Here is a 22122-nt window from a genome sequence, read left to right on the forward strand (position 1 = left end):
ATTATTCCTTACTGACTGCGGATTGAACGAGTGATCCCAAATTGGCTAGCACGCGCTCGGTGGCAGCGGCGAGTCCCACTTTGGAAGGATGACTTATGTTATACCAGAGAGACTGGTTTTGTTCCATGACAACGCCCACGCTCTCTTTATTGCCGTGGATTTTATCTAAATTAAGCATAATGGGCTGAATATCTAAATGAAAGTGGCTAAATGTGTGCCTAAAGCCAGTTAACCATTCAAGCTGCTGCGTAGCAAACCCTTGCTCTTCGAGGTGAGTTTCTAGGGTGGCTTGGGTGGCAAACTCAGGGAAACACCAAAGTCCGCCCCAAATTCCCGCTGGCGGACGTTTAGCTAAAAACACTTGGTTGTCTTGCATTAGCACTAACATCCACGCCGCTTTAGTTGGTATGGTTTTTTTAGGCTTTTTGCCGGGGAAATCAGTTTGCCTGCCAATAAGCTGTGCTTTGCAATCAATCGCGACAGGGCAAGCGGCGCAGCTAGGTTTGCTACGGGTACAAATACTGGCGCCGATATCCATCATGGCTTGATTATATTTCTGAATATCTTGCTGCGGTGTGAAGGCATCCGTTAGTTGCCAAAGCTGCGCTTCGACCGTTTTTTGCCCCGGCCAACCCGCAATAGCGCCGTGTCTTGCTAGCACACGCTTTACGTTACCGTCGAGAATAGGGTGATGTTGTCCAAGTGACAGTGACAATACCGCGCCTGCTGTGGAGCGGCCAATGCCAGGCAGCGCAAGTACTTGCTCAAAATCCGTTGGAAATAATCCCTGATAATCGTCGCGGATGATCTTGGCTGCTTTATGCAGATTACGCGCCCTAGCGTAATACCCAAGGCCGGTCCAATGATGTAATACCTCATCGTCTGGCGCGTTAGCAAGTGCTAACACATCGGGAAAACGCGCCATAAATTTAAGGTAATAGGGAATAACCGTCGCAACCTGAGTTTGTTGCAGCATGATTTCAGAAACCCATACGCGATATAGGGTTTTATCTTGCTGCCAAGGGAGGGTTTTACGACCGTGATTGTCGTACCAAGATACGATACGTGTAGCAAAGGAGGCTGTAGATTTCATCGGCGCAGTTTAGCGGCAGTTCCCTTCTTAGACAAGCGCCAAAGACATGCTATATAGAGGTTAATAAGCCGAAAGTCATACTAAATTCGCACTCTTAAATAATCTTGGTATACTTTCGCCCCATTAGTGCTTGCACTGTATGTTGAACTTTGGATAATGCCCTTCTTTTATGACGGTGTTGTCCACTAGACGAGGCAAAAATGAGCGAAGTTACTACCGCTGAATTTAATGAAGAAGGCAAGTATCTGCGTAAGATCAGAAGCTTTGTCCTAAGAGAAGGTCGCTTAACCAAAGGCCAAGCACACGCTATTGACAGTCAGTGGCCAACAATGGGTTTAGATTACAGCCCAACGCCATTGGTACTAAGTGACGTTTTTGGTCGTGAAGCTGATACCGTGCTGGAAATTGGCTTTGGCATGGGCGCTTCTTTAGTGCAAATGGCTAAAGACGCACCAGAGCAAAATTTCATAGGTATTGAAGTGCATAAACCGGGTGTCGGTTCTTGCTTAAGCGATGCCGCCATTGCAGAGGTGACTAATTTACGTGTGTATCATCACGATGCCATGGAAGTATTAGAGCATGCAATTGCTGACGGTTCATTAGCTCGAGTGCAATTGTTTTTCCCCGATCCTTGGCATAAAAAACGTCACCATAAGCGCCGTATCGTGCAAGCTGAATTTGCTGAGCTTATCCGCGGTAAGCTAAAAATTGGTGGCGTGTTCCATATGGCAACCGACTGGGAAGAATACAGCGAACATATGTTGGAAGTGATGCAGGCGGCTCCTGGTTATCAAAACCAGTCAAGTGATGGCACTGTGGTGCCACGCCCCGATCATCGTCCATTAACCAAGTTTGAAGCCCGCGGCCATAGATTGGGTCACGGTGTATGGGATCTAATGTTTGAGCGTATCGCTTAATTTAGATATTTCAATTGAATGATTAATTAGTTTTTTAACACAACGGGGAAAATCTCTATGGCAACTAATCGTAGCCGTCGTTTACGTAAGAAAATGCGCGTTGATGAATTCCAAGAGTTAGGTTTTGATATGACTTGGTCTTTTGATGCATCAGTATCAGAAGCCGATATCGATGCAACGGTAGATAAATTCATCGATGAAGTGATCGAAACCCGTAAATTAGGTTTCCATGGCGGCGGCCACATCGAATGGGAAGGCATTATCGCCACCCAAACGATTGGTAAATGTACCGAAGAAGATATTGCTGCAGTTAAGGCATTCTGGGCGACCCAAAAAGTGTCTCAGGTTGAAGTTAGCGAACTGTATGACATTTGGTGGGGTTAATGCCCGAGTTGGCATTACTTGAGGAAGTGGTCGAGAAAGTTCGACCCTTGCTCGGCCAAGGAAAGGTTGCAAATTATATCCCCGCACTGGCCAGCGTTGATGCTGGCAAATTAGGCATTGCCGTTACAACTGTTGACGGTGAAACTTTAGGTGCGGGCGATTACCTTGAGCCGTTTTCGATTCAAAGTATCTCCAAAGTTTTCAGCTTAACCTTAGCGTTAACTTTATATGAAGAAGCCGAAATCTGGAGCCGTGTTGGCAAAGAACCTTCGGGCCATTCATTCAACTCTTTAGTGCAAGTCGAGTTAGAGCGTGGCAAGCCGCGTAATCCATTTATCAATGCAGGCGCGTTAGTGATTGCTGACTTATTGCAGAGCCGTTTAGGTGCGCCTAAACATAGAATGCTCGAGTTAGTTAGGCAACTTAGCCAAAACGATAAAGTGAGTTTCGACAAACAAGTGGCCGATTCAGAATATCAGCATAGTGCGCGCAATGCGGCGATTGCTTATTTGATGAAGTCCTTTGGTAATTTTCAAGGCGATGTCGATACTGTGCTGCGCACGTATTTTCATTACTGCGCTTTAAAGATGAATTGTGCTGACTTGTCTAAGGCCATGTTGTATTTGGCTAATCGCGGTAAAAGTATCGCGGGGACTGAGCTTATTTCTCCGGTGCAAACTCGGCAGCTTAATGCCCTGTTGGCGACCTCGGGCCTATATGACGGTGCAGGTGAGTTTGCCTATCGTGTTGGTATGCCAGGTAAAAGTGGCGTCGGTGGTGGCATCATTGCCGTTATTCCTGGGGAACTGTCGATTTGCGTTTGGTCGCCAGAGCTTGATAACCATGGTAATTCACTTGCTGGTACGGCCATGCTTGAGCATTTAAGCCAACGTCTTGGCCGATCTATTTTCTAATCATCACCGCATTGCTACCATATTCGTACCTTAGTTTATCTAGTTGTAAAATAAGGTACTATTTGGCGTAACAATGTAAAAGTTGCGCTTTTGACAAAGCGTTATATCCCGTTAATAGCCGACTTATTATTTAAGATTCATTAAATCAACTCGTTACGATTCTGGCATGTATTCTGCTAAAGCTTACTTAGTTATAGCCAATGCTGTTAGTTGGGCACTCATTTCGTTTATTGGGCCATTTAATTCAAAGGCCACTTCACTTACAGGAATCGTCAATATGAACATAAATATAGGTAGTGGATTGGTGTTATCAGCGGTGTTATTTGGCATGGGTAGTGGGCAATCGACTTTTGCGATGTCATTTACTGCGGATAAGCGCTGCGACGTGGCGCTTAATTATGATATTAACATTGAACCTAAAAAAGTTATTGTGAGCGACAAGGGGGCCGAGCAATATCGTATTGATAGCAATAAATTATTTGTGCAAGGTAAACAAGTTAAGTTAAATGATAAACAGCAAAAATTAGTTAGCCAATATGCCGCAGATGTATCAACACAAGTACCTGAAGTGGTGAGCTTAGTGAATGATGGCGTGACACTCGCAACGCAAGCTGTGAGTACGGCGCTTACCCCGTTATTGGGCGATGCCTCAGGTGTACAGATTGATAAGATGATGGGCGGCGTACAGACAAGAGTCGATGGGATAGCTCATCAAAATGGCAATAACTTCTATTTAAGTGCAACTGAAGGTTCAATTCAGGATACCTTTAACAATGAATTTGAGGCTGAAATGGGCCAGATAGTACAAAGCTCATTAGGCACTATTATGATGACTATGGGTGGGCAGTTAATGTCTGCTGATGGTGGTTCTTTTGAAGCAAAAATGAATGCGTTTTCTAAAAAAATGGATGGTTTAGGTAAAGGCATTGAAAAGCAAATTGAATCACAATCTGACGCTTTAAAATTACGCGCAGATAAAGTGTGCGGTAATATGGAATCACTATTGGTACTAGAAAAACAAGTGCGCCAAGATGTGCCAGAACTTGCGCCTTTTCCGTTAACTAAAGAGACTTCGCCAACGGTATTAAAATAAATATTTTGCGTGATTAACAGTATCATTTTAAGTTAAGAAGCAGTGACCATACCTTATCATATGAGCCCCTACACTTAATCGTGCTAGGGGCTTTATTTTTTACAATGCAGAATATGACTGTTAATTGCCTGTAATACTAATGACTGAAAGCGTAAAGCGTTTAACATGCTATCACTTACGCTAATTTGGCGTTGAATGTTACATTTTGCAGAGTAATATTTGATATACTCTTAAAATATAATTAAAAGCTGGCATATCAGTCAGATATAACTCCTACTTTAGTGGATGTTTTCGGTCTAAATCTCAGTGTTTTGTACGTTAAATGCGAGATCTCCATGCTCTGGTTATTTTTAAGCGAAGATTGCGCTAAGCCATTGCCGCCCCACCGAAAATTAATATTATTGTCGTAAACAGCTTAAGGCGACTTCCATGTTAGAACTGTTAGAACCTATTGCGATTTTTACTCATGTAGCCAGAGCAGGTAGTTTTAGTGCAGCCGCAAGAAGACTTGGAATTTCTAAGTCGAAGGTTAGTACACAAGTCGCTGATCTTGAACATAAACTTGGTGTTCAATTAATCCAACGTACAACGCGCAGCTTAAGTCTGACTGAAGCGGGGCATTTATTGTATCTACAGGGTGAAGAGCTCCTGCGTGATGCAGAGCAAGCGATTGCTAGCGTACATAACTTAAATGATGCGACTCGCGGCGTGCTTAAAGTGGGAATCTCGCAATCGTTTGGGGTGATGCATATCATTCCCGCTTTGCCATCCTTTATGGCAAAACACCCGGAGTTAGAGCTACAGGTGAGCTTACTTGACCATAAAGTCGATGTGGTGAGTGAAGGCTTAGATTTACTGTTAACCATGTCCGAGCAATTACCGTTAGGCATGGTCGCAAGACCGCTGATGAAGTGCCAATTCCTGTTAGTTGCATCTCCTGGCTATATTGCTCAACATGGCGAGCCTTCTCGACCTGAACAATTGGTTGACCATAATTGTTTGGTCTATCAAGGTGAATGGCATGAGCACAGTATGTGGCAATTTAAAAAGGGTGATGATTATTGTGAAATTGGCGTATCAGGTAATTTCAGAGTGGATAATGCGCCCGCATTAAAGTCTGCTGCAATCAGTGGTCTTGGAGTCGTGTATCTGGCGAGTTATCTTATGGAAGATGAAATTACTAAGGGGACATTAGTCCCCTTACTCAAAGATTGGCAATTGACCAATCATTTACCCTTACAGGCGGTTTATCCTCGTCGTAAACACTTGGCACCTAAGGTCAGTTCCTTTATCGAGTTTATTAAAGAACACATAGGAACACCGCCTTACTGGGATGCGCCCTATGTCGAATTATTCAGTGAACGTCAGTAAAATAGGAAACATTGTTCTCAAAAGCAGCTTTATGTGGTTTTAAATTGAGCTAACACTTTGTTGGTTATTTAAAATCAATACGTTAGGTTGAGTTTTTGAGTGCATTTGCTGATGGTTTTTTAGGGTTTTCTAAAGCACTTTTTTATAACATACTTGAACTCTGTTCTTAATTGAATACAATGGTGACAGTTGATTCGGAATGATCTGAGTCCTATACGTTTATTGGAAATGACCCCTTTCAATTTTTGTATACAGGTCGGCGTTAATGCAGTTTTGGATCACAGCCAACAGAAGTTTGAGAACTAAAACAATGTTGGCTCTTTAAACCATCATCCTAGTTTTTGGTTTACCTCAGCCTTATCGCTGAGGTAATTTTTTATTGATGGTTTGTGCAGCCTTAGATAAGCGTTTTGTCTCCCTGTACCCTAAAGTCGCAACTGTGTGTTAAGTGATGTGAAAGCGAGTGCTAAAGCATAAATTAATACAACAAATATAGTGACCCACAGTGAGAAGGGTTCTGTTATCTAACGGGATAATGGTACCAATAAAAAAGCCACTTTCGAGTGGCTTTTTTATTGGGCGCAGCTTAAGGCTTTCATCTATGTCGCTTTAGTCGTGAAGCAAGTTAACAGTACTTCACGACTCAGCATTAAGGCATTAAGGCTTTAAAACATCAGGGTATTAGGCCTTCTTCTTGCTGGCAATCCAAACATCGACTTGTTGTTCTAACACATCCAGTGGCAATGCGCCGTTAGCAAGCACTAGCGTATGGAAGTCTCGGATATCAAATTGACTGCCAAGCTGTAGCTCTGCTTTATGTCTGAGTTCCAGCAGCTTAATCATGCCCACTTTATAGGCTGTCGCTTGCGATGGCATAACGATATGGCGTTCAACCATTTTCACCGCATCCGATTTAGCATTGGGCGTATTGTCCACGTAATAGGTTATGCCTTGCTCGCGGGTCCACTTTTTAGTGTGGATACCAGTATCAACGACTAAGCGACATGCACGCCACAACTCCATTGCTAGGCGACCAAAATCAGAGTAAGGATCGGCGTACAGTCCCATTTCTTTTGGGAAAGATTCGCTATATAAACCCCAGCCCTCGATATACGCGGTATAACCACCAAACTTGCGGAACTTAGGAATATTTTGCAGTTCTTGGGAAATGGCGATCTGCATGTGATGACCCGGAATACCTTCGTGGTAGGCCAGTGCCTCCATTTGGTATTTCGGCATGGCTTTCATGTCATATAGGTTTGCATAGTAGCTACCGGGACGCGAACCATCCGGTGCTGGTTGTTCATAGAAGGCTTTACCCGCGGATTTCTCTCTAAAGGCTTCAACCTGCTTCACTACCATGGCGGCCTTAGGTTTTACTTTGAACACTTCATCCAAGCGCGACTTCATATTGTCGATGAACTTAGTCGCCTCAGCTAAATAAGCTGCTTTGCCTTCGGCAGTATTGGGGTAGTAGAACTGGGGATCGTCACGCATAAAGCTAAAGAATTGCTGTAAATCGCCTTTAAAATTGACCTTCTTCATGATGGCGCGCATTTCATTATGGATACGTTCCACCTCAGAAAGGCCTAAGTCATGGATTTGATCGGCGGTCATGTTTGTCGTCGTAGTACGGGCCAAAGCATTATTGTAAAAAGCCGCGCCATTAGGGAGTTTCCACGCACCATCGCGGTCATCAGCTTTTGTTGCTAAGGTTTTGATGTAACTGATGAGCTTGTTGTAGGCGGGTTCAACTTGAGTAACGAGTGCTTGCTTAGCTTGTTTTATTAACGCTTGCTTTTCCGTTTCTTGAATCGCTAATGCGTTCACTTTACGGCGAAAATCTGCGAGTAGCGCGCTGTCGTCGCCCTTATCAAAAGGCGCACCTTTGATAATGTTTTGGCTGTCTGAAATCACATAAGCGAATACAAACTTAGGCGCGATAATGCCTTTATCTGCGCGAACGTCTAATACTGTCTGTAATTGACTTAAGCGTTTGGGCACGCCATTCAAGCGGCTGATATAGGCCTTCGCATCGCTAACATCTGTGATTTGATGTTGGTTAATCAAGAAGGAGGCGATCATAGAGTGGCCGCCATACATTTGATTTACAGGATAATTATGATAGCGCCATTGGTCATCTTCGATGTCATTTTGCAGATTTTGTTTTAGTAAGGTGAGGCTGAGTTTTGTTTGTGGATCGAGCTTGGCGGCATCAATCTGATTGACCTGCGCCAGTTGTTTTTTCGTGCGAGCTAGGGCTTTATCATCGGCGGTATCACCTAGTTCATCCCATTTATCATAGTCTTGCTTGATCCCCATATAGGTCTGCGAAATGGGGCTCGCCATAATATTTTCCATGAAGATGGTTTCGAACAGCGCATTGGCTTTTTCTGACTCGGTTTGTGCTACTGCATTCACAGGTTCGCTTGCACTGTGTAAGGCTGGCGAAGTTGATGCTGCATAAGCGGGAATGGTCAGCAGAGCTGAAAGGGTCAGTGCGACTAAGCTGATTTTAGTTTTTATTGGCATGATCAGGCTTCCTGGATTGAGTTGCATCAATTCTAAAGAAGCTGGACAAGAATGTATGGATATTAATGTTAGAAAATGTGTTAGCAGTAATAGTGTTAAATTGTACTATTAGTTACTAACACATTATTTATAGAGCTATTTTAACGGCTCACTCAGCAGAATTGTGTCAGTAAATCATTAACAAACATATGACCTTTGCTGGTTAATTGCCAATGTTCAGCAGATTCTGTGAGTAAACCGCGTTGTTTGGCTTTTTCCATTCCTTCGGTCAATGTGTCTCTGTGTTGTCCGGTGCGCAGTTCAAATTCTTGCTTAGGGATAGGTGTCATCAGGCGCAGGCGATTCATTAAATATTCGAGCGCGCGGTCTTCCTCTGCCACATCAATCGATTCGAAGGTGTAGTTGCTGGCACTCAGATATCCCTTGGGATGTTTAATTTTTACCGTGCGTATAATGCGGTTTTCTTCTGGCAGCGTCACTTTACCGTGGGCGCCACAGCCTATGCCTAGATAATCACCAAACTGCCAGTAGTTGAGATTGTGCTTACATTGGTAACCGGGTTTCGCATAAGCGGATATTTCGTATTGCTCATACCCTAATGCGGCCAGCTTTTGTTGACCTTGCTCATAGATATGCCAGAGCGCTTCGTCATCGGGCAACTGCGGCGGTTTTGAGTGGAATAGGGTGTTGGGCTCAATTGTTAACTGATACCAAGATAGGTGGGGCGGATTGAGCGCCGCTGCCGTGTCGATATCGGCCATCGCTTCAGCAAAACTTTGGTTGGGTAATCCATGCATTAAATCGAGGTTAAAACTCAAGTATCCCGCTTGGCTGGCTTTTTGAGCAGCGACTTGTGCCTCGTTTTGATCGTGAATACGTCCGAGCAAGTTGAGCTTATCCTTAGAAAAACTCTGCACCCCGATAGATAAACGAGTGACACCCGCTGCGCGATAGGCACTAAAGTCATCGTGTTCTAAGGTGCCAGGGTTGGCTTCCATGGTGATTTCAATATTGTCACTAAAGGGGATTAGCGCATTAGCACCATCGAGTATGCGTTTGATTTGTTTAGCATCGAATAATGATGGCGTGCCGCCACCGATAAAGAGGGTATGGATTTGCCGCCCTTGGACGAGATGTAAGTCTTGGCGTAAGTCTTCCAATAGCGCATCAACATAGGCCTCCTGTGGCAGTTCGCCATTTTGACCATGGGAATTAAAGTCACAATAAGGACACTTTTGTACGCACCAAGGAATATGGATATATAGACTCAGTGGTGGCAGTTCGAGCTTCATCGCAGTAGTCACGGCAGTTGACGACATTATTGTGCATTCCCGCCGGTTAACACGCCTTGGGCTTGCATGGCGGCGATGAGTTGCACTAGAGCTTTACCACGATGGCTTAAGGCATTTTTCTCGTTGCTGCTCAGCTCCGCGGCACTACATTGATGATTTTCAGGGATAAAAATCGGATCGTAGCCATGGCCATTGTCGCCGCGTTGGTTAAAGTCGATTTGGCCTTCCCATGACGCTTGGCAAATAATTGGGGTTGGGTCTTTCGCGTGGCGCATATACACCAGTACGCATTGGAATCTCGCACTGCGAGGTGCAGGCTGGTCTTTTAATGTCTCAAGTAGTTTTAAGACGTTATCTTGATCTTTCGCATTTTCGCCCGCGTAACGCGCTGAATAAATGCCAGGAGCGCCTTGGAGTAAATCCACTTCTAAACCGGAATCATCAGCAATGGCCGCAAGTCCGGTGATTTCGGCAGCGTGCCTGGCTTTGATAATGGCATTTTCGACAAAAGTAGTGCCCGTTTCTGCCACTTCGCTGACATTAAATTGGCTCTGCGGCAGTACAGTGACACCGTAGCTTGCGAGCATTTGATCAAATTCGGCGAGTTTGCCTTTATTACCGCTGGCGAGGACGATTTGTTGCATGGAATACCTATATCATTGGGGCGACTTATACTGCGGCAATGATACCCAAGCTGTGGGCTAAAGGATAGAAAAAGGGCGGGACGGTACAGAATTGTATCGTCCAAAAGTGACTTATATTTTGCGATAATCGTAGCCTAGCTTATTCGACGTAGAATTTTTGCTTGAACTGTAAATTGGTATTTAATTGATTACCGTGCTTTATCGCAATATTGAAGTTGATCTCCTGATCATCGCGGTAGGGCACTTCTGCTATGTAATAAATAGCATCATCTTCACGAATTTCTTTAAAGATGAGATTGATGCGAGCATCTAATAAATTATTAGCGACACCGGTTATTTCAACAGGCACTGCGGGTTTATTGGTTTCGCTATTGTCCAGTACGGCAATATTAATAATACCTCTATAACTACTGCGCTGAATACCATAGGATTTGGCTATGCTAGGTGTTAAAAATGTACTGCCAAGAGCCATATAGTGGATATCAAACTTACCTACGGTTTCTTTTTGCTCAGCGCTGGCAACGCCGCAAAGGCTCGCAGTGAGAGCTAATATAGCGAGAAGATTACGCAGCATAATGGGGTACCTTTATATTTGAGATGCTTGAGTAGAAGCCGCAGTCAGTACAGTTTTCAATAAATTATTGACATCCAATGTGGCTAATTCGTTTTCAGTCTTTCAACAGTATTAACCTTTACTACTGTGTTCTATGAGTTCAGTGATCACACTTGGGATAAGTTTAGGGTCGATAACCCTAATTTGCTTATGTCTGCCAAGTTCACCTTTTACTATGTGGATATTGCTCTTTGGTACTTTAAAGGCTTTTGCTAAGTATTTACTTAAATAGGCATTTGCCTTGCCATCAATAGGCGGCGCAGTGATGGCTACTTTTAGCTCATCACCGTGCAGTCCTACAATTTGATCTCGGCTGGCCTTAGGCTGAATGTAGAGATTAAGCAGCAAGTCACCTTGCTGCAAAGTCACTGCACTCATTAGATCACAGCCCAATAAGGGATATATTGGGCAAGTAACATATTGAGAAAATTCATACCAATAATGACCAGCATTACGGATAAATCTAAGCCACCAATTGGCGGTATGATACGGCGGATTGGCGCTAATACGGGTTCAGTTAACTGACCCATGACCATCACAATTGGGTTATAGCCTTGGTTAAACCAGCTTAATATTGCGCGTATCAACAGCATCCAAAACAGTAAGACCCCTGCTTTTTTGATCACAGATACGACGGCAAACATCAAGAACAACAGTATATCTATACCACCGCCAGCGATAAGACTGATGAGTAACACTTTGACGATAACAACCAGCAGTGCCAGCACGAAAGATGCGGTATCAAATCGCCCTAGTGAAGGCAGTATACGGCGCATTGGCGCAATAATGGGCTGAGTCGCTTTGACAATAAACTGGCTAAATGGATTATAAAAGTCGGCTCTTGCCAATTGGAGCCAGATCCGCAAAATCACTACCATCAAGTAGAGATCGAATAGGGTGGTGATTAAAAAGGTTAATGCATTCATCGATATTTCTACCTATTTAAGTTCGATAAAAAACGCGTTAAGAGTAAAGGGTATAAGTTAAAATGTCTTTGCCATTTCTTCTGCACGTTTAATGCAATTTTCCATGGCCTTTTTGACTAAACCTCGCATATCCGCATCTTCAAAGGTCGCAAGTGCTTGCGCGGTGGTACCACCCTTTGAGGTCACATTTTCTCTTAGATTACCTAAAGTAAGCTGTGGATTTTGCTTGGCCATCATAGCAGCACCGAGTGCGGCTTGCTGCACTAAACTTCTGGCTTTAGCTTCATCCATGCCCATTTCTTTGCCTGCATCTATCATAGACTCCATCAGCAAAAAGAAATAAGCCGGTGAACTGCCTGATAGTGCAATCACTTGGTCTAATTCTGATTCTTCATTCACCCACACGATTTCGCCGCCGCTTGACATCAAACGATCGCAAATGGCTTTTTGTTTGTCTGAGATAGCTTGAGGCGCATAAAGACCTGTCATACCCACACCTATTTGCATCGGTGTGTTTGGCATTGCGCGGATAAGTGTAATATTTTGCGCTAAATAGTCGGTATAACGCTGTGCTTTAATGCCTGCTGCGATAGTAATAACTAACTTTTTTGACATATCAACAGTTTGTAATGCTTCACAAACCTGCTGCATTAATTGTGGCTTTACCGACAGCACTATGACATCAGCAGTTTGCGCTGCAGCTAAATTATCTTGAGAAACCAAAATGCCTAAATCCGCTTGGAGTGCATCGAGTTTGCCTTGGCTAGGATTGGTCGCTTGAATAAGTTGAGCGGGGTAGCCACTCTTCACTAGGCCACTGATGATACTGCGCGTCATGTTGCCGGCACCGATAAAGCAGATTTTTTGTTGACTCATTTGATTCTCTTCAGTGTGTTAACCGTTATCTTGTAACAGATTCACCTTAAATTAAGATGATAAAACGGCTAGTCATTTGAATATGAAAGCCTGATTGAACGGCTTAAGCTAATTGACCTTATAATCGTTAAAATTAATGGATCTTAAATAAAATATTTGGGCGAAACTTATTAAAAACAAGGCTAAAGTAACACGCTATCATTACATTTCATGCCAATGAGTCGTTTTTATACTGGATAATTGCGCTCACCAAAAATAGCACTGCCAATGCGTACCATAGTTGAACCGCTGCTAATGGCTGCATCTAGGTCATTACTCATCCCCATAGAAAGCGTGTCGACAGAGGGATAATGCAATTTTAATGTTTGGAATAAATTATGTAAGGTTGAAAATTCTTTAAGCTGTAACTCGGTATCCGCGGTTGCCGTGGGAATAGCCATTAAGCCCCTCAGTGTTAGGTTAGGTAACTGAGCTATCAGTTGGGCCAGTGGTAACATTTGGGTGGCATCTATGCCCGATTTTGTGTCTTCTGCGCTGATATTAATTTGAATACAGATATTTAATGGTGCTAATTCGTTTTGGCGTTGATCATTAAGACGTTGTGCAATTTTATCTCGAGACACTGTGTGCATCCAATCGAAATGTTGCGCGACTATGCTGGTTTTATTGGATTGAAGTGGGCCAATAAAATGCCATTCAATGTCCGGATAATTCCCTTTGAGTGCGGTAATTTTTTCAGCGCCTTCTTGGACATAGTTTTCTCCAAAGCAGCGCTGCCCAGCTTGGTAGGCTGCTATAATGTCTTCAATAGGTTTAGTCTTGCTAACGGCAAGTAAGCGAATGCTGCTAGGCTGGCGATCACATTTTTGTGCGGCTTGTGCAATCCTGCTATGGGCGATTGCGAGTCTGTCTGCTATTGTTGTCATGATGTAATTATCTAGTTGCAAGGATATCCCAAACGATGGAAATCACTGAGTTATTGGCCTTTAGTGTAAAACACAAAGCTTCAGATCTACACCTTTCTGCAGGGGTATCTCCGATGATCCGTGTCGACGGTGAAGTGAGAAAAATTAACCTGCCGGCGCTCGATCATCAAGGTGTACACAGTCTAGTGTATGACATAATGAATGATAAGCAGCGTAAGGATTATGAAGAACATTTAGAAATCGATTTTTCGTTCGAAGTCCCTAATTTAGCGCGTTTCCGTGTTAACGCATTTAATCAGTCCCGTGGTGCCGCCGCTGTATTTCGTACTATCCCGAGTGATATTTTGTCACTCGAGCAATTAGGTGCTCCGGAAATTTTTAAAAAAATTGCCAGTTTCCCCAGAGGATTGGTATTAGTGACGGGGCCAACGGGGTCAGGCAAGAGTACCACACTTGCTGCTATGGTGGATTACGTGAATGAAAATCGACATGATCACATCTTAACCATTGAAGATCCCATTGAATTTGTTCACCAAAATAAACAATGCTTAATAAATCAACGTGAAGTTCACCGCCATACTCACAGCTTTAATGCCGCCCTTAGGAGCGCATTGCGTGAAGATCCTGATGTGATCTTAGTCGGTGAAATGCGCGACCTTGAAACCATTCGTTTGGCTATGACGGCTGCAGAAACAGGCCATTTAGTCTTTGGCACCTTGCATACCACGTCTGCCGCTAAAACTATTGACCGTGTAGTTGACGTGTTTCCTGCGGGTGAAAAGAGCATGGTGCGCACTATGTTGTCAGAATCATTACAAGCCGTAATATCACAAACCCTGATCAAAAAGGTGGGTGGAGGCCGTGTGGCAGCACATGAAATAATGATGGGCACCCCGGCAATTCGTAATCTTATTCGTGAGGATAAAGTGGCGCAGATGTATTCGGCAATTCAAACGGGTATGGCTCACGGAATGCAGACCTTAGAACAATGTATGCAGAACTTGGTCAATCGCGGTCTTATCACTCGTGAAGATGCGATGGCGAAAAGTTCAAATAAGCAAGCGACATTTTAAGGATTTATGATGGATGTTCGTCCGTATTTAAAGGTGATCGTTGAACGTAAAGCCTCTGATTTATTTATCACAGCTGGTTTTCCGCCAAGCGCTAAAATTGATGGTGAGTTGCGTCCTTTAGCAGAAAGTGCTTTTACGCCAGCCCAATCACTGGATTTTGTAGAGTCATTGATGACTGAGGCTCAGAAAAAAGAGTTTCATACGAGTCGTGAATGTAACTTTGCTTTTGCCGTAAAGGATTTAGGCCGTTTTAGGGTTAGTGCTTTTTGGCAGCGTGAATCTCCAGGCTGCGTTATGCGCCGTATTGAAACAAAAATTCCTGATGTAGATGAACTTAAATTACCGCCAATCCTAAAAGATTTAGTGATGAGTAAGCGTGGTCTCATCATTATGGTGGGTGGAACGGGTACGGGTAAATCGACATCTTTGGCGGCATTGGTCGGTTATCGAAATGGTCATGCGCGTGGACATATTTTAACGATTGAAGATCCGGTTGAATTTGTTCACGACCATAGAAAGAGTATTATTACCCAGCGTGAAGTCGGTATCGATACTGAGTCTTTTGATGCTGCATTAAAAAGCTCTTTACGCCAAGCGCCTGATGTTATTTTAATTGGTGAAATTCGTACCCAAGAGACGATGGAGTTTGCCCTGTCATTTGCCGAGACCGGTCACCTTTGCATGGCAACCTTGCATGCAAACAACGCTAACCAAGCCTTAGATCGTATTATGCATCTCGTGCCCCAGAGTAAACATCAACAATTATTGTTCGATTTATCATTGAATTTACGCGGTATTGTCGCACAACAATTAATTCCTAGACTCGATGGTAATGGCCGCCGCGCCGCAATTGAAGTGTTAATTAACACTCCAAGAGTTGCAAGTTTAATTGCGAAGAACGAACTACATTTGTTGAAAGAAACCATGGCTAAATCGAATGAACAAGGCATGCAAACATTCGATCAAGCTCTATTAAAACTCTATACCGATGGTGAGATTAGTTATGCAGATGCTCTGCATCATGCTGATTCGCCGAATGATTTACGTCTAATGATTAAATTACAAAGTAAAGAATCTACCGGCTCAGGTTTTATGGAAGGCGTCACCTTAGATATGGATTAACTCAGTCAAAGTAAGTGTTAAACAGCTCTTTATGGGCTGTTTTTTATTTATATGGATAAAGACTTATAAATAAAGTGGTTTTATTTCATCGCTATGCAGTCCATAGGCGTAGCTTTTATTTTTTAATTCAATATGATCTTTACCTCGTATGTTTGCGTAATGAAAAGGTAAAGGAGAAAGCAATGAATAAATTACCCACAGTTTTGGCTTTAACCGCGAGCTTGATGAGCGTTGGCGCTATGGCGGCCACTTGTCCCGAGTATCTGAACCTTGAAGTACGAAAGTTACATTCTGAAGAAACCGTTAATCTTTGCGAGCTAACGCAAGGAAAACCGGTATTGATTGTAAACACGGCCAGTAATTGTGGTTTTACGCCGCAGTTTAAAGCACTCGAAGCATTGCATGAAAACTATAAAGATAAAGGCTTAGTCGTTATTGGTTTTCCATCGGATGATTTTTTCCAAGAAGAAAATAATGAAAAAGACACCGCTAAGGTGTGTTACATCAATTACGGTGTCACCTTTACTATGCTGGCCACATCGCCAGTACGCGGCAGCGATGCTAATAGTGTCTTTAAATACTTAGCCGAAAAAACTGCGGCGCCAAAGTGGAATTTTTATAAGTATGTCGTCAGTGGAGACGGTACTGTGGTGCAACAATTTAATTCTAAAGTGAAGCCTGATAGCGAAGAGCTTAAACAAGCGATAGAATCAGTACTGTAATTTCATTGTTATAACATTAATTAAGAGGCTGTTTTGGCTAAATTTTCAGGCTTATCCAAAGAGGTTGGACACGGGCAACGCGGTAAAGTTGGCGTGTTGTTATTGAATCTAGGCACCCCTGATGAGCCTACCGCATCTGCGGTTAGGCGTTATCTTGCAGAGTTTTTAGCGGATACTCGCGTAGTCGAAATTCCTAAATTAGTTTGGATGCTAATTTTACATGGGATTATTTTGCGCATACGTCCGGCCAAATCAGCGGCGTTGTACCAGAAAGTCTGGAGCGCTGCAGGCTCGCCGTTAATGGACATTAGTTTACGCCAAGCGGCAAAGTTGGCAGAAAAGTTAAAAGCGGATAACCATGACGTTTCGGTGCATTTAGCCATGCGTTACGGTAATCCATCGGTCGCCAGTACGTTGCAGACAATGCATAAAAATGGCGTTGATAAAATCATTGTGTTACCTCTGTATCCCCAATATGCGGCGCCAACTACGGGGTCTGCTTTTGATGCGATTGCGGCTGAGTTGTCCAAGTGGCGCTATATTCCAGCACTGCATTTTATTAATACTTATCATGACAATGCTGACTTTATTAATGCTCTGGCAAATTCTATCAAGGCAGATTTTGACGCCCATGGTAAACCGCAAAAATTGGTGTTGTCTTACCATGGTATGCCTGAGCGTAATTTGCATTTAGGCGATCCTTATTACTGTTTCTGCATGAAAACGACTCGGCTCGTTACCGAAAAACTGGGTTTAGGTAAAGATGAGTTTGTGATGACTTTCCAATCGCGTTTTGGTAAAGCGAAATGGTTGCAACCCTATACCGACGCGACAATGGGAGCATTACCTAAAGAAGGTGTGCGTGATGTTGCTATTATTTGCCCTGCTTTTAGCGCCGATTGTTTAGAAACGCTGGAGGAGATCGTCGGTGAAAATGGCCATATATTTACAGCGGCGGGTGGCGAGAAATTCCGTTATATTGCTGCGCTGAATGATAATGACGAACATATCACTATGATGGCTAACTTAGTTAAACCCTATTTTTAATTCGACAAATCAGAGTGTTGAAATGATATAAAAAGGATAAGGCAACTTATCCTTTTTCTTTTTGCGGTGGTTTTATTGACCGAAATTATTTTCGAAATAGCTTTCAATAATCAGCACCGCTGACACAGCATCGATTTGGCCTTTAGTCAGCGCCTTAAAGCCACCTAATTCAAACAGTCTGGCTTTAGCATCGGCAGTGGTTAACCGCTCATCTTGAGTGGCTATTTTTACTTTAAATTTAGCATTGATGCGATTGGCAAATTTACGCGCCCTATGGGTCATGTCTTGCTCTGTGCCATCCATATTTAAGGGGAGGCCTACGACAACTAAGTCGGGTTGCCATTCTTTGATTAAATCACCAATTTGATCCCAGTTTGGAATGCCATCGACGGCTTTAATTGACAATAATGGTGTGGCACTGGCAGTAATTTCTTGGCCTATAGCCACACCAATACTCTTAGTGCCAAAATCAAAACCTAATACAGTTTTCGAATTCATAGTGTGCAGACTTATATTAAAAAATAGGTTTAAGCATGGCCCGTTTGAGCTGAAACTTGCCAAGCATCAAATCCAAGAGTACGGCTAGCATGCGGCCAACGGTCTTCGTGTTTAACGTCAAATAAAAGGGCATGCGTTGCAGGAATCGTTAACCAAGAATTATCAGCAAGTTCTTGTTCAAGCTGATCTTTACTCCAGCCAGCATAACCTAGAGCGACGAGAAATTTATCTGGCGATCTATTGCTTCCTATGGCGGTTAATACATCGCGAGAGGTAGTTAACATTAAACCACAATTAAGATCTGTGCTGTTGGCCCAATAAGGTTGAGAGGTATGCAGCACAAAGCCACGATCTTGGGAAACAGGTCCACCCATCATAACATTGGTGTTGAGTACCATATCCGAGGAAATTTGCTCAGTAGGTAATTCCATTTGTTCTAATAAAGAATTAACTTCGATATCAAGTGGTTTGTTGATCACTAGCCCCATGGCGCCCTTGGCATCATGCTCACAGATGTAGATAACCGAGCGTTCAAAAAACGTATCATGCAGTGAAGGCATGGCAATTAAGAAATGGTTTTGCAAACTCTCCATTAAACGACTCCGTTTGATATGGCTAAGCTGTATTAGCGCATAGGGTTATATTGCTGTATTGAGCGAGATTAACCGCCTGCTAATTTTACTTTGTAATGCAGCTTCTCTAGTAATAGCTTGAGTTGTTCGCGGTTGTCCGTCTGGACTTCAATGGTAAAATCTTTAACAGTTCCACCACAACCACATTGTTTTTTAAGGGTTTGAGCCAGTATTTTTAATGCGCTTTCATCAAGACCCAAGCCAGAAATAATAGAAACACCTTTGCCTTTTCGGCCCTTACTGTCCCTATAGATCCTGACGATGCCATCGGATTCTGGAATAAGCGGAGCAACAGGCTCTGCATTAATACGGCCTTTATCGGTGCTATATACTAAAGACACATTAGGATCTGCTTTCATAGATTTTATTCATTGGTAAGAGAAGTGGCTGGTACTCATTGAGTTTACCAAATTAGAGGGGGTTCTGGGAGGTAAAAAAAGACCACTTAAGAATTATCACTAAGTGGTCCAAACAAAATGCTAACTCTTTGCAGGGAGGTAAGCATATTTTTTGAAAATGAGATTAATGAATGCGTAGGACTAGCATGATAATCAAAGCGGTAGCAGTGAGTAAGGCGCTGGGCATGATAAATTTATGTAGCTTAGGTAAAGCAATTAAGCAGGCGGTGATGACGAACCCAAAAGCCGCGACTGTGGTAAAATTGGCGCCGTTAGAAAGGGCATTAATCACTAACCAACCTAGCACTATGATAGGTAAAACAAGCAGGCTTACGGGTAAGTGCCTTTTTAGCTTAGCGTTATTGGCTTCAAGTGAAATTTTTTCTGGTGCAAGGAAAAAAATAATAGACGCTACAATAAACGCGCTCGCAAACCAATACATGTACGCCACCCTTTGCCTAATCATTCAATTGATAATCATTATCATCTGGTTTTATTTTGCTTAAGTCAAGTTAAATGAAATGCTAGTTTAATAATCAATTGAGTTGTAGAACCAGCAATTGCTATGTAAGCTAAATTTATATCTATAGCACTTACTTATCTTTGTTCGGTTTGTATATCTGAGGAAATTAAGATGAAAAATATTTTTATCGCGCTAGCCGCACTGGCACTCAGTGCTTGTAGCACAATGAAGGCCGGTTGGGACTACGATCCCAGCGCCAGTTTTACGCAATATAAAACCTATGCTTGGGTTGCTCAGAAATCAGACTCTACAAATTATCACCTCGATGGTTTAATGGACCAAAGAGTAAGAGAAGCCGTTAATACACAGTTGGTAGCAAAAGGTATGACGTTAGTCGATGCCAAAGATGCCGATGTGTTAGTTAACTACTTCACTAAAGTGGATAAAAAAATCAATGTAGACACCTTTAATAGTAACTTCGGTTACAGCCCTTACTATGGGCCTGGCTGGGGGTGGGGCGGTAATATGCAGACTCAAACTACGGTTAGAGAATATGAAGTGGGTACCTTAATAATTGATTTTATTGATAATAAAAGTTCTAAACTTGTCTGGCGCGGATCGGTCGTTGATACTATTCGTGATAAAAATACCCCAGAAGAAAGAGTGAAGATTATTAATGAAGCGGTGGCGAGTGTGATGGCAAATTATCCACCCAAACCCGATGCTAAGTAGTAACACTGTTCAAGCTTAAATTTTAATAGTGTTTTAGTAAAAATGAAGCAGCCTTATGGCTGTTTTTTTGTGGCTGATTTTTATACATTCACACACTAAAACAGAGTTTGAGTCGTTATTTACAATTTAGTTAAATTTGCTTTACTAATACTTATCATAGTTTTTGCGAAATAAGTCACAGTTAGAATCAGCATTTTTATAACTCGCTATTATTAAAATGCTTTATTTGATGGCCTTTGATAGTAAATCACATTACGTTTAGCTGAGAGCTAATCTTTGCATTAAAATTACTAATGCTTAAATCAAAATTAAATCATTATAGAACCTCAGACTTTTCAGGCAAAATCAGCTTCTTTGAGTTGTCGGCCGTAGTTAAGATGCATGAGACTGAGATTATTGGGTTACTTTGGTTAATAGGTATTCTTGCTGAGGCGATGACGGGCGCTTTAGCGGCGGGTCGTAAGCAGATGGATTTATTTGGTGTGGTGATTATTGGCTGCGCTACTGCGATTGGCGGCGGCACGCTAAGGGATATGATGCTAGGCAATTATCCGTTAATTTGGGTTGAGAACGTACATTATCTTATCGCGATAGCCTTTGCTTCGTTACTCACTGTGGTTATCGCGCCCGTGATGCGCTATTTGTCTAAGTTATTTTTAGCCATTGATGCCTTGGGCTTAGCGGTATTTTCTATCGTGGGTGCGCAGAAGACCTTAATGCTTGGATTTAGCCCGACAATTGCCGTAGTGATGGGATTAGTCACTGGCGTATTTGGCGGCGTGATCCGCGATATTCTGTGTAATCAAGTGCCTTTGATTTTTAAGAAAGAACTCTATGCGGTGATTTCATTGCTGACGGCAAGTTTGTATATCCTCTTAAAAGACTATCAATTGACAGAGTGGATTAATTTGTTGATTTGTCTCAGTGTTGGTTTTAGTCTGCGTATGTTAGCACTGCGATATCATTGGTCTATGCCGACCTTTGATTATCAGGCCAATGGCGATCAACATACGCATTAGTTGTCATATTCGTCGTTTTGCTGATTGTTGTAAGACAGGGCAGCTAAGGCTGCCCTGTTGATTTGAATGACTACTGAGCTTTGATAGTTTTCAGGGCCGCAAGTGCGGCGGCATAATTAGGATGCTCTGTAATGTTAGGGACTAACTCTTGGTATTGCAGTTTACCCTCGGCATCAATAATGAAAATAGCTCTAGCCAGCAAGCCATAATCTTCAATTAACAAGCCATATTTTTCGCCAAAATCACGCCATACAGAATCTGATAACACCTTTATTTTATCTACGTTTTCAACTTTGCAAAAACGCTTTTGTGCGAAGGGTAAATCGGTACTGATCGTTAATATCACGACATCATCAGAAAAATGGCTCACTTCGCTATTGAAACGTTTAGTTTGTAATGCACAAACGCCCGTATCTAAGCTGGGAACTGCGCTGATGAGTACGGTTTTGCCTTTAAAGTCACTTAGCATTACTGGCGTAAAATGTTCATCAACGACTTTAAATCCTGGCGCCATTTGCGACAACTTAGGTAGCCTACCTTCTAGGCTGACGGTTTTTTCGCCCATAAGAACCTGTGTTTTATCATTGGCGATTGCATTTTGGCTTACCAGAACTAAACCATAAATACAGCTTGCGGCTAAAAATGAAACGTATTTTTGCATGAGTTTTCCTTGCGAATGAATGTCAGTGTCTTAGCAGCTATCAGTGCTTTACGGTACGCTAAAATGGTACTCAGAACCATAAAAAAGGCCTATTCGTATGTGATAGGCCTTTTATAAATGGATTAGCTTAATTGATAAGTATTATAGCTCTCGCCAACAACTAACATTTCATTG

General features: G+C 42.7%; 25 protein-coding genes. 11 read left to right on the forward strand and 14 right to left on the reverse strand.

Going from position 1 to position 22122, the window contains the following annotated elements; translation table 11 throughout:
• Position 1: 1 nt before the first annotated feature.
• On the reverse strand, positions 2 to 1093 hold the full coding sequence (mutY, locus tag ACRN9H_RS01515) for an A/G-specific adenine glycosylase (RefSeq protein ID WP_432312159.1): 1092 nt from the start codon (positions 1091 to 1093) through the stop codon (positions 2 to 4).
• Positions 1094 to 1293: 200 nt separating this feature from the next.
• On the opposite strand from mutY, the gene trmB reads away from it, so the two are divergent.
• From trmB to ACRN9H_RS01540, 5 genes are all read left to right on the forward strand, one after another.
• A complete protein-coding gene (trmB, locus tag ACRN9H_RS01520; protein ID WP_432312160.1) occupies positions 1294 to 2010 on the forward strand; it encodes a tRNA (guanosine(46)-N7)-methyltransferase TrmB in 717 nt (238 codons plus the stop codon).
• A gap of 57 nt (positions 2011 to 2067) precedes the next feature.
• Entirely contained in the window at positions 2068 to 2394 is a 327-nt protein-coding gene (locus ACRN9H_RS01525) for a YggL family protein (protein WP_432312161.1), read from the forward strand.
• Complete coding sequence (glsB, locus tag ACRN9H_RS01530; protein WP_432312162.1) at positions 2394 to 3308, forward strand: glutaminase B; 915 nt, start codon at positions 2394 to 2396, stop codon at positions 3306 to 3308. Before ACRN9H_RS01525 ends, glsB begins: the two co-directional genes overlap by 1 nt.
• Before the next feature lie 277 nt (positions 3309 to 3585).
• Positions 3586 to 4401, forward strand: a complete 816-nt coding sequence (locus ACRN9H_RS01535; RefSeq protein ID WP_432312164.1) for a YggN family protein — start codon at positions 3586 to 3588, stop codon at positions 4399 to 4401.
• Between the two features lie 429 nt (positions 4402 to 4830).
• Complete coding sequence (locus tag ACRN9H_RS01540; protein WP_432312165.1) at positions 4831 to 5772, forward strand: LysR family transcriptional regulator; 942 nt, start codon at positions 4831 to 4833, stop codon at positions 5770 to 5772.
• A 681-nt stretch (positions 5773 to 6453) separates the two neighbouring features.
• On the opposite strand, the gene ACRN9H_RS01545 is transcribed toward ACRN9H_RS01540, so the two are convergent.
• The 8 genes from ACRN9H_RS01545 to ACRN9H_RS01580 all read right to left on the reverse strand — a co-directional run bounded on the left by ACRN9H_RS01545 (position 6454) and on the right by ACRN9H_RS01580 (position 13581).
• A complete protein-coding gene (locus ACRN9H_RS01545; RefSeq protein WP_432312166.1) occupies positions 6454 to 8304 on the reverse strand; it encodes a DUF885 domain-containing protein in 1851 nt (616 codons plus the stop codon).
• Between the two features lie 152 nt (positions 8305 to 8456).
• A complete protein-coding gene (gene hemW, locus ACRN9H_RS01550) occupies positions 8457 to 9623 on the reverse strand; it encodes a radical SAM family heme chaperone HemW (protein WP_432312167.1) in 1167 nt (388 codons plus the stop codon).
• The gene (rdgB, locus tag ACRN9H_RS01555) at positions 9623 to 10240 is read right to left on the reverse strand and encodes an RdgB/HAM1 family non-canonical purine NTP pyrophosphatase (RefSeq protein WP_432312168.1); all 618 of its coding nucleotides are present in this window, start codon (positions 10238 to 10240) and stop codon (positions 9623 to 9625) included. Before rdgB ends, hemW begins: the two co-directional genes overlap by 1 nt.
• 139 nt (positions 10241 to 10379) lie before the next feature.
• Positions 10380 to 10814 carry a DUF4426 domain-containing protein gene (locus tag ACRN9H_RS01560; protein WP_432312169.1) on the reverse strand — a complete coding sequence of 145 codons (435 nt, stop codon included), beginning with the start codon at positions 10812 to 10814 and terminating at the stop codon, positions 10380 to 10382.
• A 111-nt stretch (positions 10815 to 10925) separates the two neighbouring features.
• Complete coding sequence (gene yggU / locus ACRN9H_RS01565) at positions 10926 to 11231, reverse strand: DUF167 family protein YggU (RefSeq protein WP_432312170.1); 306 nt, start codon at positions 11229 to 11231, stop codon at positions 10926 to 10928.
• The gene (locus ACRN9H_RS01570) at positions 11231 to 11779 is read right to left on the reverse strand and encodes a YggT family protein (RefSeq protein WP_432312172.1); all 549 of its coding nucleotides are present in this window, start codon (positions 11777 to 11779) and stop codon (positions 11231 to 11233) included. The genes yggU and ACRN9H_RS01570 overlap by 1 nt, the downstream gene beginning before the upstream one ends.
• 57 nt (positions 11780 to 11836) lie before the next feature.
• Positions 11837 to 12655 carry a pyrroline-5-carboxylate reductase gene (gene proC, locus ACRN9H_RS01575; RefSeq protein WP_432312174.1) on the reverse strand — a complete coding sequence of 273 codons (819 nt, stop codon included), beginning with the start codon at positions 12653 to 12655 and terminating at the stop codon, positions 11837 to 11839.
• A 227-nt stretch (positions 12656 to 12882) separates the two neighbouring features.
• Positions 12883 to 13581 (reverse strand): YggS family pyridoxal phosphate-dependent enzyme, encoded by a 699-nt coding sequence (locus ACRN9H_RS01580; RefSeq protein ID WP_432312176.1) that lies wholly within the window; start codon positions 13579 to 13581, stop codon positions 12883 to 12885.
• Between the two features lie 35 nt (positions 13582 to 13616).
• Between ACRN9H_RS01580 and ACRN9H_RS01585 the strand changes: the two genes are divergently transcribed.
• The 4 genes from ACRN9H_RS01585 (at position 13617) to hemH (ending at position 17545) form a co-directional block, all read left to right on the forward strand.
• Complete coding sequence (locus ACRN9H_RS01585) at positions 13617 to 14654, forward strand: type IV pilus twitching motility protein PilT (RefSeq protein ID WP_220773731.1); 1038 nt, start codon at positions 13617 to 13619, stop codon at positions 14652 to 14654.
• A 9-nt stretch (positions 14655 to 14663) separates the two neighbouring features.
• Entirely contained in the window at positions 14664 to 15776 is a 1113-nt protein-coding gene (locus ACRN9H_RS01590) for a PilT/PilU family type 4a pilus ATPase (protein ID WP_432312177.1), read from the forward strand.
• Positions 15777 to 15958: 182 nt separating this feature from the next.
• Positions 15959 to 16498: a glutathione peroxidase gene (locus tag ACRN9H_RS01595; protein ID WP_432312178.1), complete on the forward strand. Its 540-nt coding sequence runs from the start codon at positions 15959 to 15961 to the stop codon at positions 16496 to 16498.
• Positions 16499 to 16531: 33 nt separating this feature from the next.
• Positions 16532 to 17545, forward strand: a complete 1014-nt coding sequence (gene hemH, locus ACRN9H_RS01600; protein ID WP_432312179.1) for a ferrochelatase — start codon at positions 16532 to 16534, stop codon at positions 17543 to 17545.
• Between the two features lie 72 nt (positions 17546 to 17617).
• Here the strand turns inward: hemH and ruvX are convergent, their stop codons facing one another.
• The 4 genes from ruvX to ACRN9H_RS01620 all read right to left on the reverse strand — a co-directional run bounded on the left by ruvX (position 17618) and on the right by ACRN9H_RS01620 (position 19515).
• A complete protein-coding gene (ruvX, locus tag ACRN9H_RS01605; protein ID WP_220773728.1) occupies positions 17618 to 18043 on the reverse strand; it encodes a Holliday junction resolvase RuvX in 426 nt (141 codons plus the stop codon).
• Positions 18044 to 18072: 29 nt separating this feature from the next.
• The gene (locus tag ACRN9H_RS01610; protein WP_432312181.1) at positions 18073 to 18636 is read right to left on the reverse strand and encodes a YqgE/AlgH family protein; all 564 of its coding nucleotides are present in this window, start codon (positions 18634 to 18636) and stop codon (positions 18073 to 18075) included.
• A gap of 68 nt (positions 18637 to 18704) precedes the next feature.
• Positions 18705 to 19034, reverse strand: coding sequence for a stress response translation initiation inhibitor YciH (gene yciH / locus ACRN9H_RS01615; protein ID WP_432312182.1), 330 nt, complete (start codon positions 19032 to 19034; stop codon positions 18705 to 18707).
• A 163-nt stretch (positions 19035 to 19197) separates the two neighbouring features.
• The gene (locus ACRN9H_RS01620) at positions 19198 to 19515 is read right to left on the reverse strand and encodes a hypothetical protein (protein WP_432312183.1); all 318 of its coding nucleotides are present in this window, start codon (positions 19513 to 19515) and stop codon (positions 19198 to 19200) included.
• A gap of 192 nt (positions 19516 to 19707) precedes the next feature.
• On the opposite strand from ACRN9H_RS01620, the gene ACRN9H_RS01625 reads away from it, so the two are divergent.
• Positions 19708 to 20268, forward strand: a complete 561-nt coding sequence (locus ACRN9H_RS01625) for a DUF4136 domain-containing protein (RefSeq protein WP_432312184.1) — start codon at positions 19708 to 19710, stop codon at positions 20266 to 20268.
• A 377-nt stretch (positions 20269 to 20645) separates the two neighbouring features.
• The gene (locus ACRN9H_RS01630) at positions 20646 to 21287 is read left to right on the forward strand and encodes a trimeric intracellular cation channel family protein (protein WP_220773740.1); all 642 of its coding nucleotides are present in this window, start codon (positions 20646 to 20648) and stop codon (positions 21285 to 21287) included.
• Positions 21288 to 21357: 70 nt separating this feature from the next.
• Here the strand turns inward: ACRN9H_RS01630 and tpx are convergent, their stop codons facing one another.
• Positions 21358 to 21948, reverse strand: coding sequence for a thiol peroxidase (gene tpx / locus ACRN9H_RS01635; RefSeq protein ID WP_432312185.1), 591 nt, complete (start codon positions 21946 to 21948; stop codon positions 21358 to 21360).
• Positions 21949 to 22122 lie beyond the last annotated feature (174 nt).

The organism is Shewanella sp. MF08487 (assembly GCF_050848685.1).
Lineage (GTDB): Bacteria > Pseudomonadota > Gammaproteobacteria > Enterobacterales > Shewanellaceae > Shewanella > Shewanella glacialipiscicola.

Excerpts from the sequence above, each read along its gene's own strand:
- yggU (WP_432312170.1), bottom strand. The coding sequence starts at position 11,231 with ATGAGTGCAGTGACTTTGCAGCAAGGTGACTTGCTGCTTAATCTCTAC.
- ACRN9H_RS01535 (WP_432312164.1), top strand. The coding sequence starts at position 3,586 with ATGAACATAAATATAGGTAGTGGATTGGTGTTATCAGCGGTGTTATTT.
- tpx (WP_432312185.1), bottom strand. The coding sequence starts at position 21,948 with ATGCAAAAATACGTTTCATTTTTAGCCGCAAGCTGTATTTATGGTTTA.
- ACRN9H_RS01525 (WP_432312161.1), top strand. The coding sequence starts at position 2,068 with ATGGCAACTAATCGTAGCCGTCGTTTACGTAAGAAAATGCGCGTTGAT.
- ACRN9H_RS01585 (WP_220773731.1), top strand. The coding sequence starts at position 13,617 with ATGGAAATCACTGAGTTATTGGCCTTTAGTGTAAAACACAAAGCTTCA.
- ACRN9H_RS01590 (WP_432312177.1), top strand. The coding sequence starts at position 14,664 with ATGGATGTTCGTCCGTATTTAAAGGTGATCGTTGAACGTAAAGCCTCT.
- ACRN9H_RS01580 (WP_432312176.1), bottom strand. The coding sequence starts at position 13,581 with ATGACAACAATAGCAGACAGACTCGCAATCGCCCATAGCAGGATTGCA.
- ACRN9H_RS01570 (WP_432312172.1), bottom strand. The coding sequence starts at position 11,779 with ATGAATGCATTAACCTTTTTAATCACCACCCTATTCGATCTCTACTTG.
- ruvX (WP_220773728.1), bottom strand. The coding sequence starts at position 18,043 with ATGAATTCGAAAACTGTATTAGGTTTTGATTTTGGCACTAAGAGTATT.
- ACRN9H_RS01540 (WP_432312165.1), top strand. The coding sequence starts at position 4,831 with ATGTTAGAACTGTTAGAACCTATTGCGATTTTTACTCATGTAGCCAGA.
- proC (WP_432312174.1), bottom strand. The coding sequence starts at position 12,655 with ATGAGTCAACAAAAAATCTGCTTTATCGGTGCCGGCAACATGACGCGC.
- ACRN9H_RS01625 (WP_432312184.1), top strand. The coding sequence starts at position 19,708 with ATGAAAAATATTTTTATCGCGCTAGCCGCACTGGCACTCAGTGCTTGT.
- yciH (WP_432312182.1), bottom strand. The coding sequence starts at position 19,034 with ATGAAAGCAGATCCTAATGTGTCTTTAGTATATAGCACCGATAAAGGC.
- ACRN9H_RS01560 (WP_432312169.1), bottom strand. The coding sequence starts at position 10,814 with ATGCTGCGTAATCTTCTCGCTATATTAGCTCTCACTGCGAGCCTTTGC.
- mutY (WP_432312159.1), bottom strand. The coding sequence starts at position 1,093 with ATGAAATCTACAGCCTCCTTTGCTACACGTATCGTATCTTGGTACGAC.
- rdgB (WP_432312168.1), bottom strand. The coding sequence starts at position 10,240 with ATGCAACAAATCGTCCTCGCCAGCGGTAATAAAGGCAAACTCGCCGAA.
- trmB (WP_432312160.1), top strand. The coding sequence starts at position 1,294 with ATGAGCGAAGTTACTACCGCTGAATTTAATGAAGAAGGCAAGTATCTG.
- ACRN9H_RS01545 (WP_432312166.1), bottom strand. The coding sequence starts at position 8,304 with ATGCCAATAAAAACTAAAATCAGCTTAGTCGCACTGACCCTTTCAGCT.
- ACRN9H_RS01610 (WP_432312181.1), bottom strand. The coding sequence starts at position 18,636 with ATGGAGAGTTTGCAAAACCATTTCTTAATTGCCATGCCTTCACTGCAT.
- ACRN9H_RS01630 (WP_220773740.1), top strand. The coding sequence starts at position 20,646 with ATGCATGAGACTGAGATTATTGGGTTACTTTGGTTAATAGGTATTCTT.
- hemW (WP_432312167.1), bottom strand. The coding sequence starts at position 9,623 with ATGTCGTCAACTGCCGTGACTACTGCGATGAAGCTCGAACTGCCACCA.
- ACRN9H_RS01620 (WP_432312183.1), bottom strand. The coding sequence starts at position 19,515 with ATGTATTGGTTTGCGAGCGCGTTTATTGTAGCGTCTATTATTTTTTTC.
- ACRN9H_RS01595 (WP_432312178.1), top strand. The coding sequence starts at position 15,959 with ATGAATAAATTACCCACAGTTTTGGCTTTAACCGCGAGCTTGATGAGC.
- glsB (WP_432312162.1), top strand. The coding sequence starts at position 2,394 with ATGCCCGAGTTGGCATTACTTGAGGAAGTGGTCGAGAAAGTTCGACCC.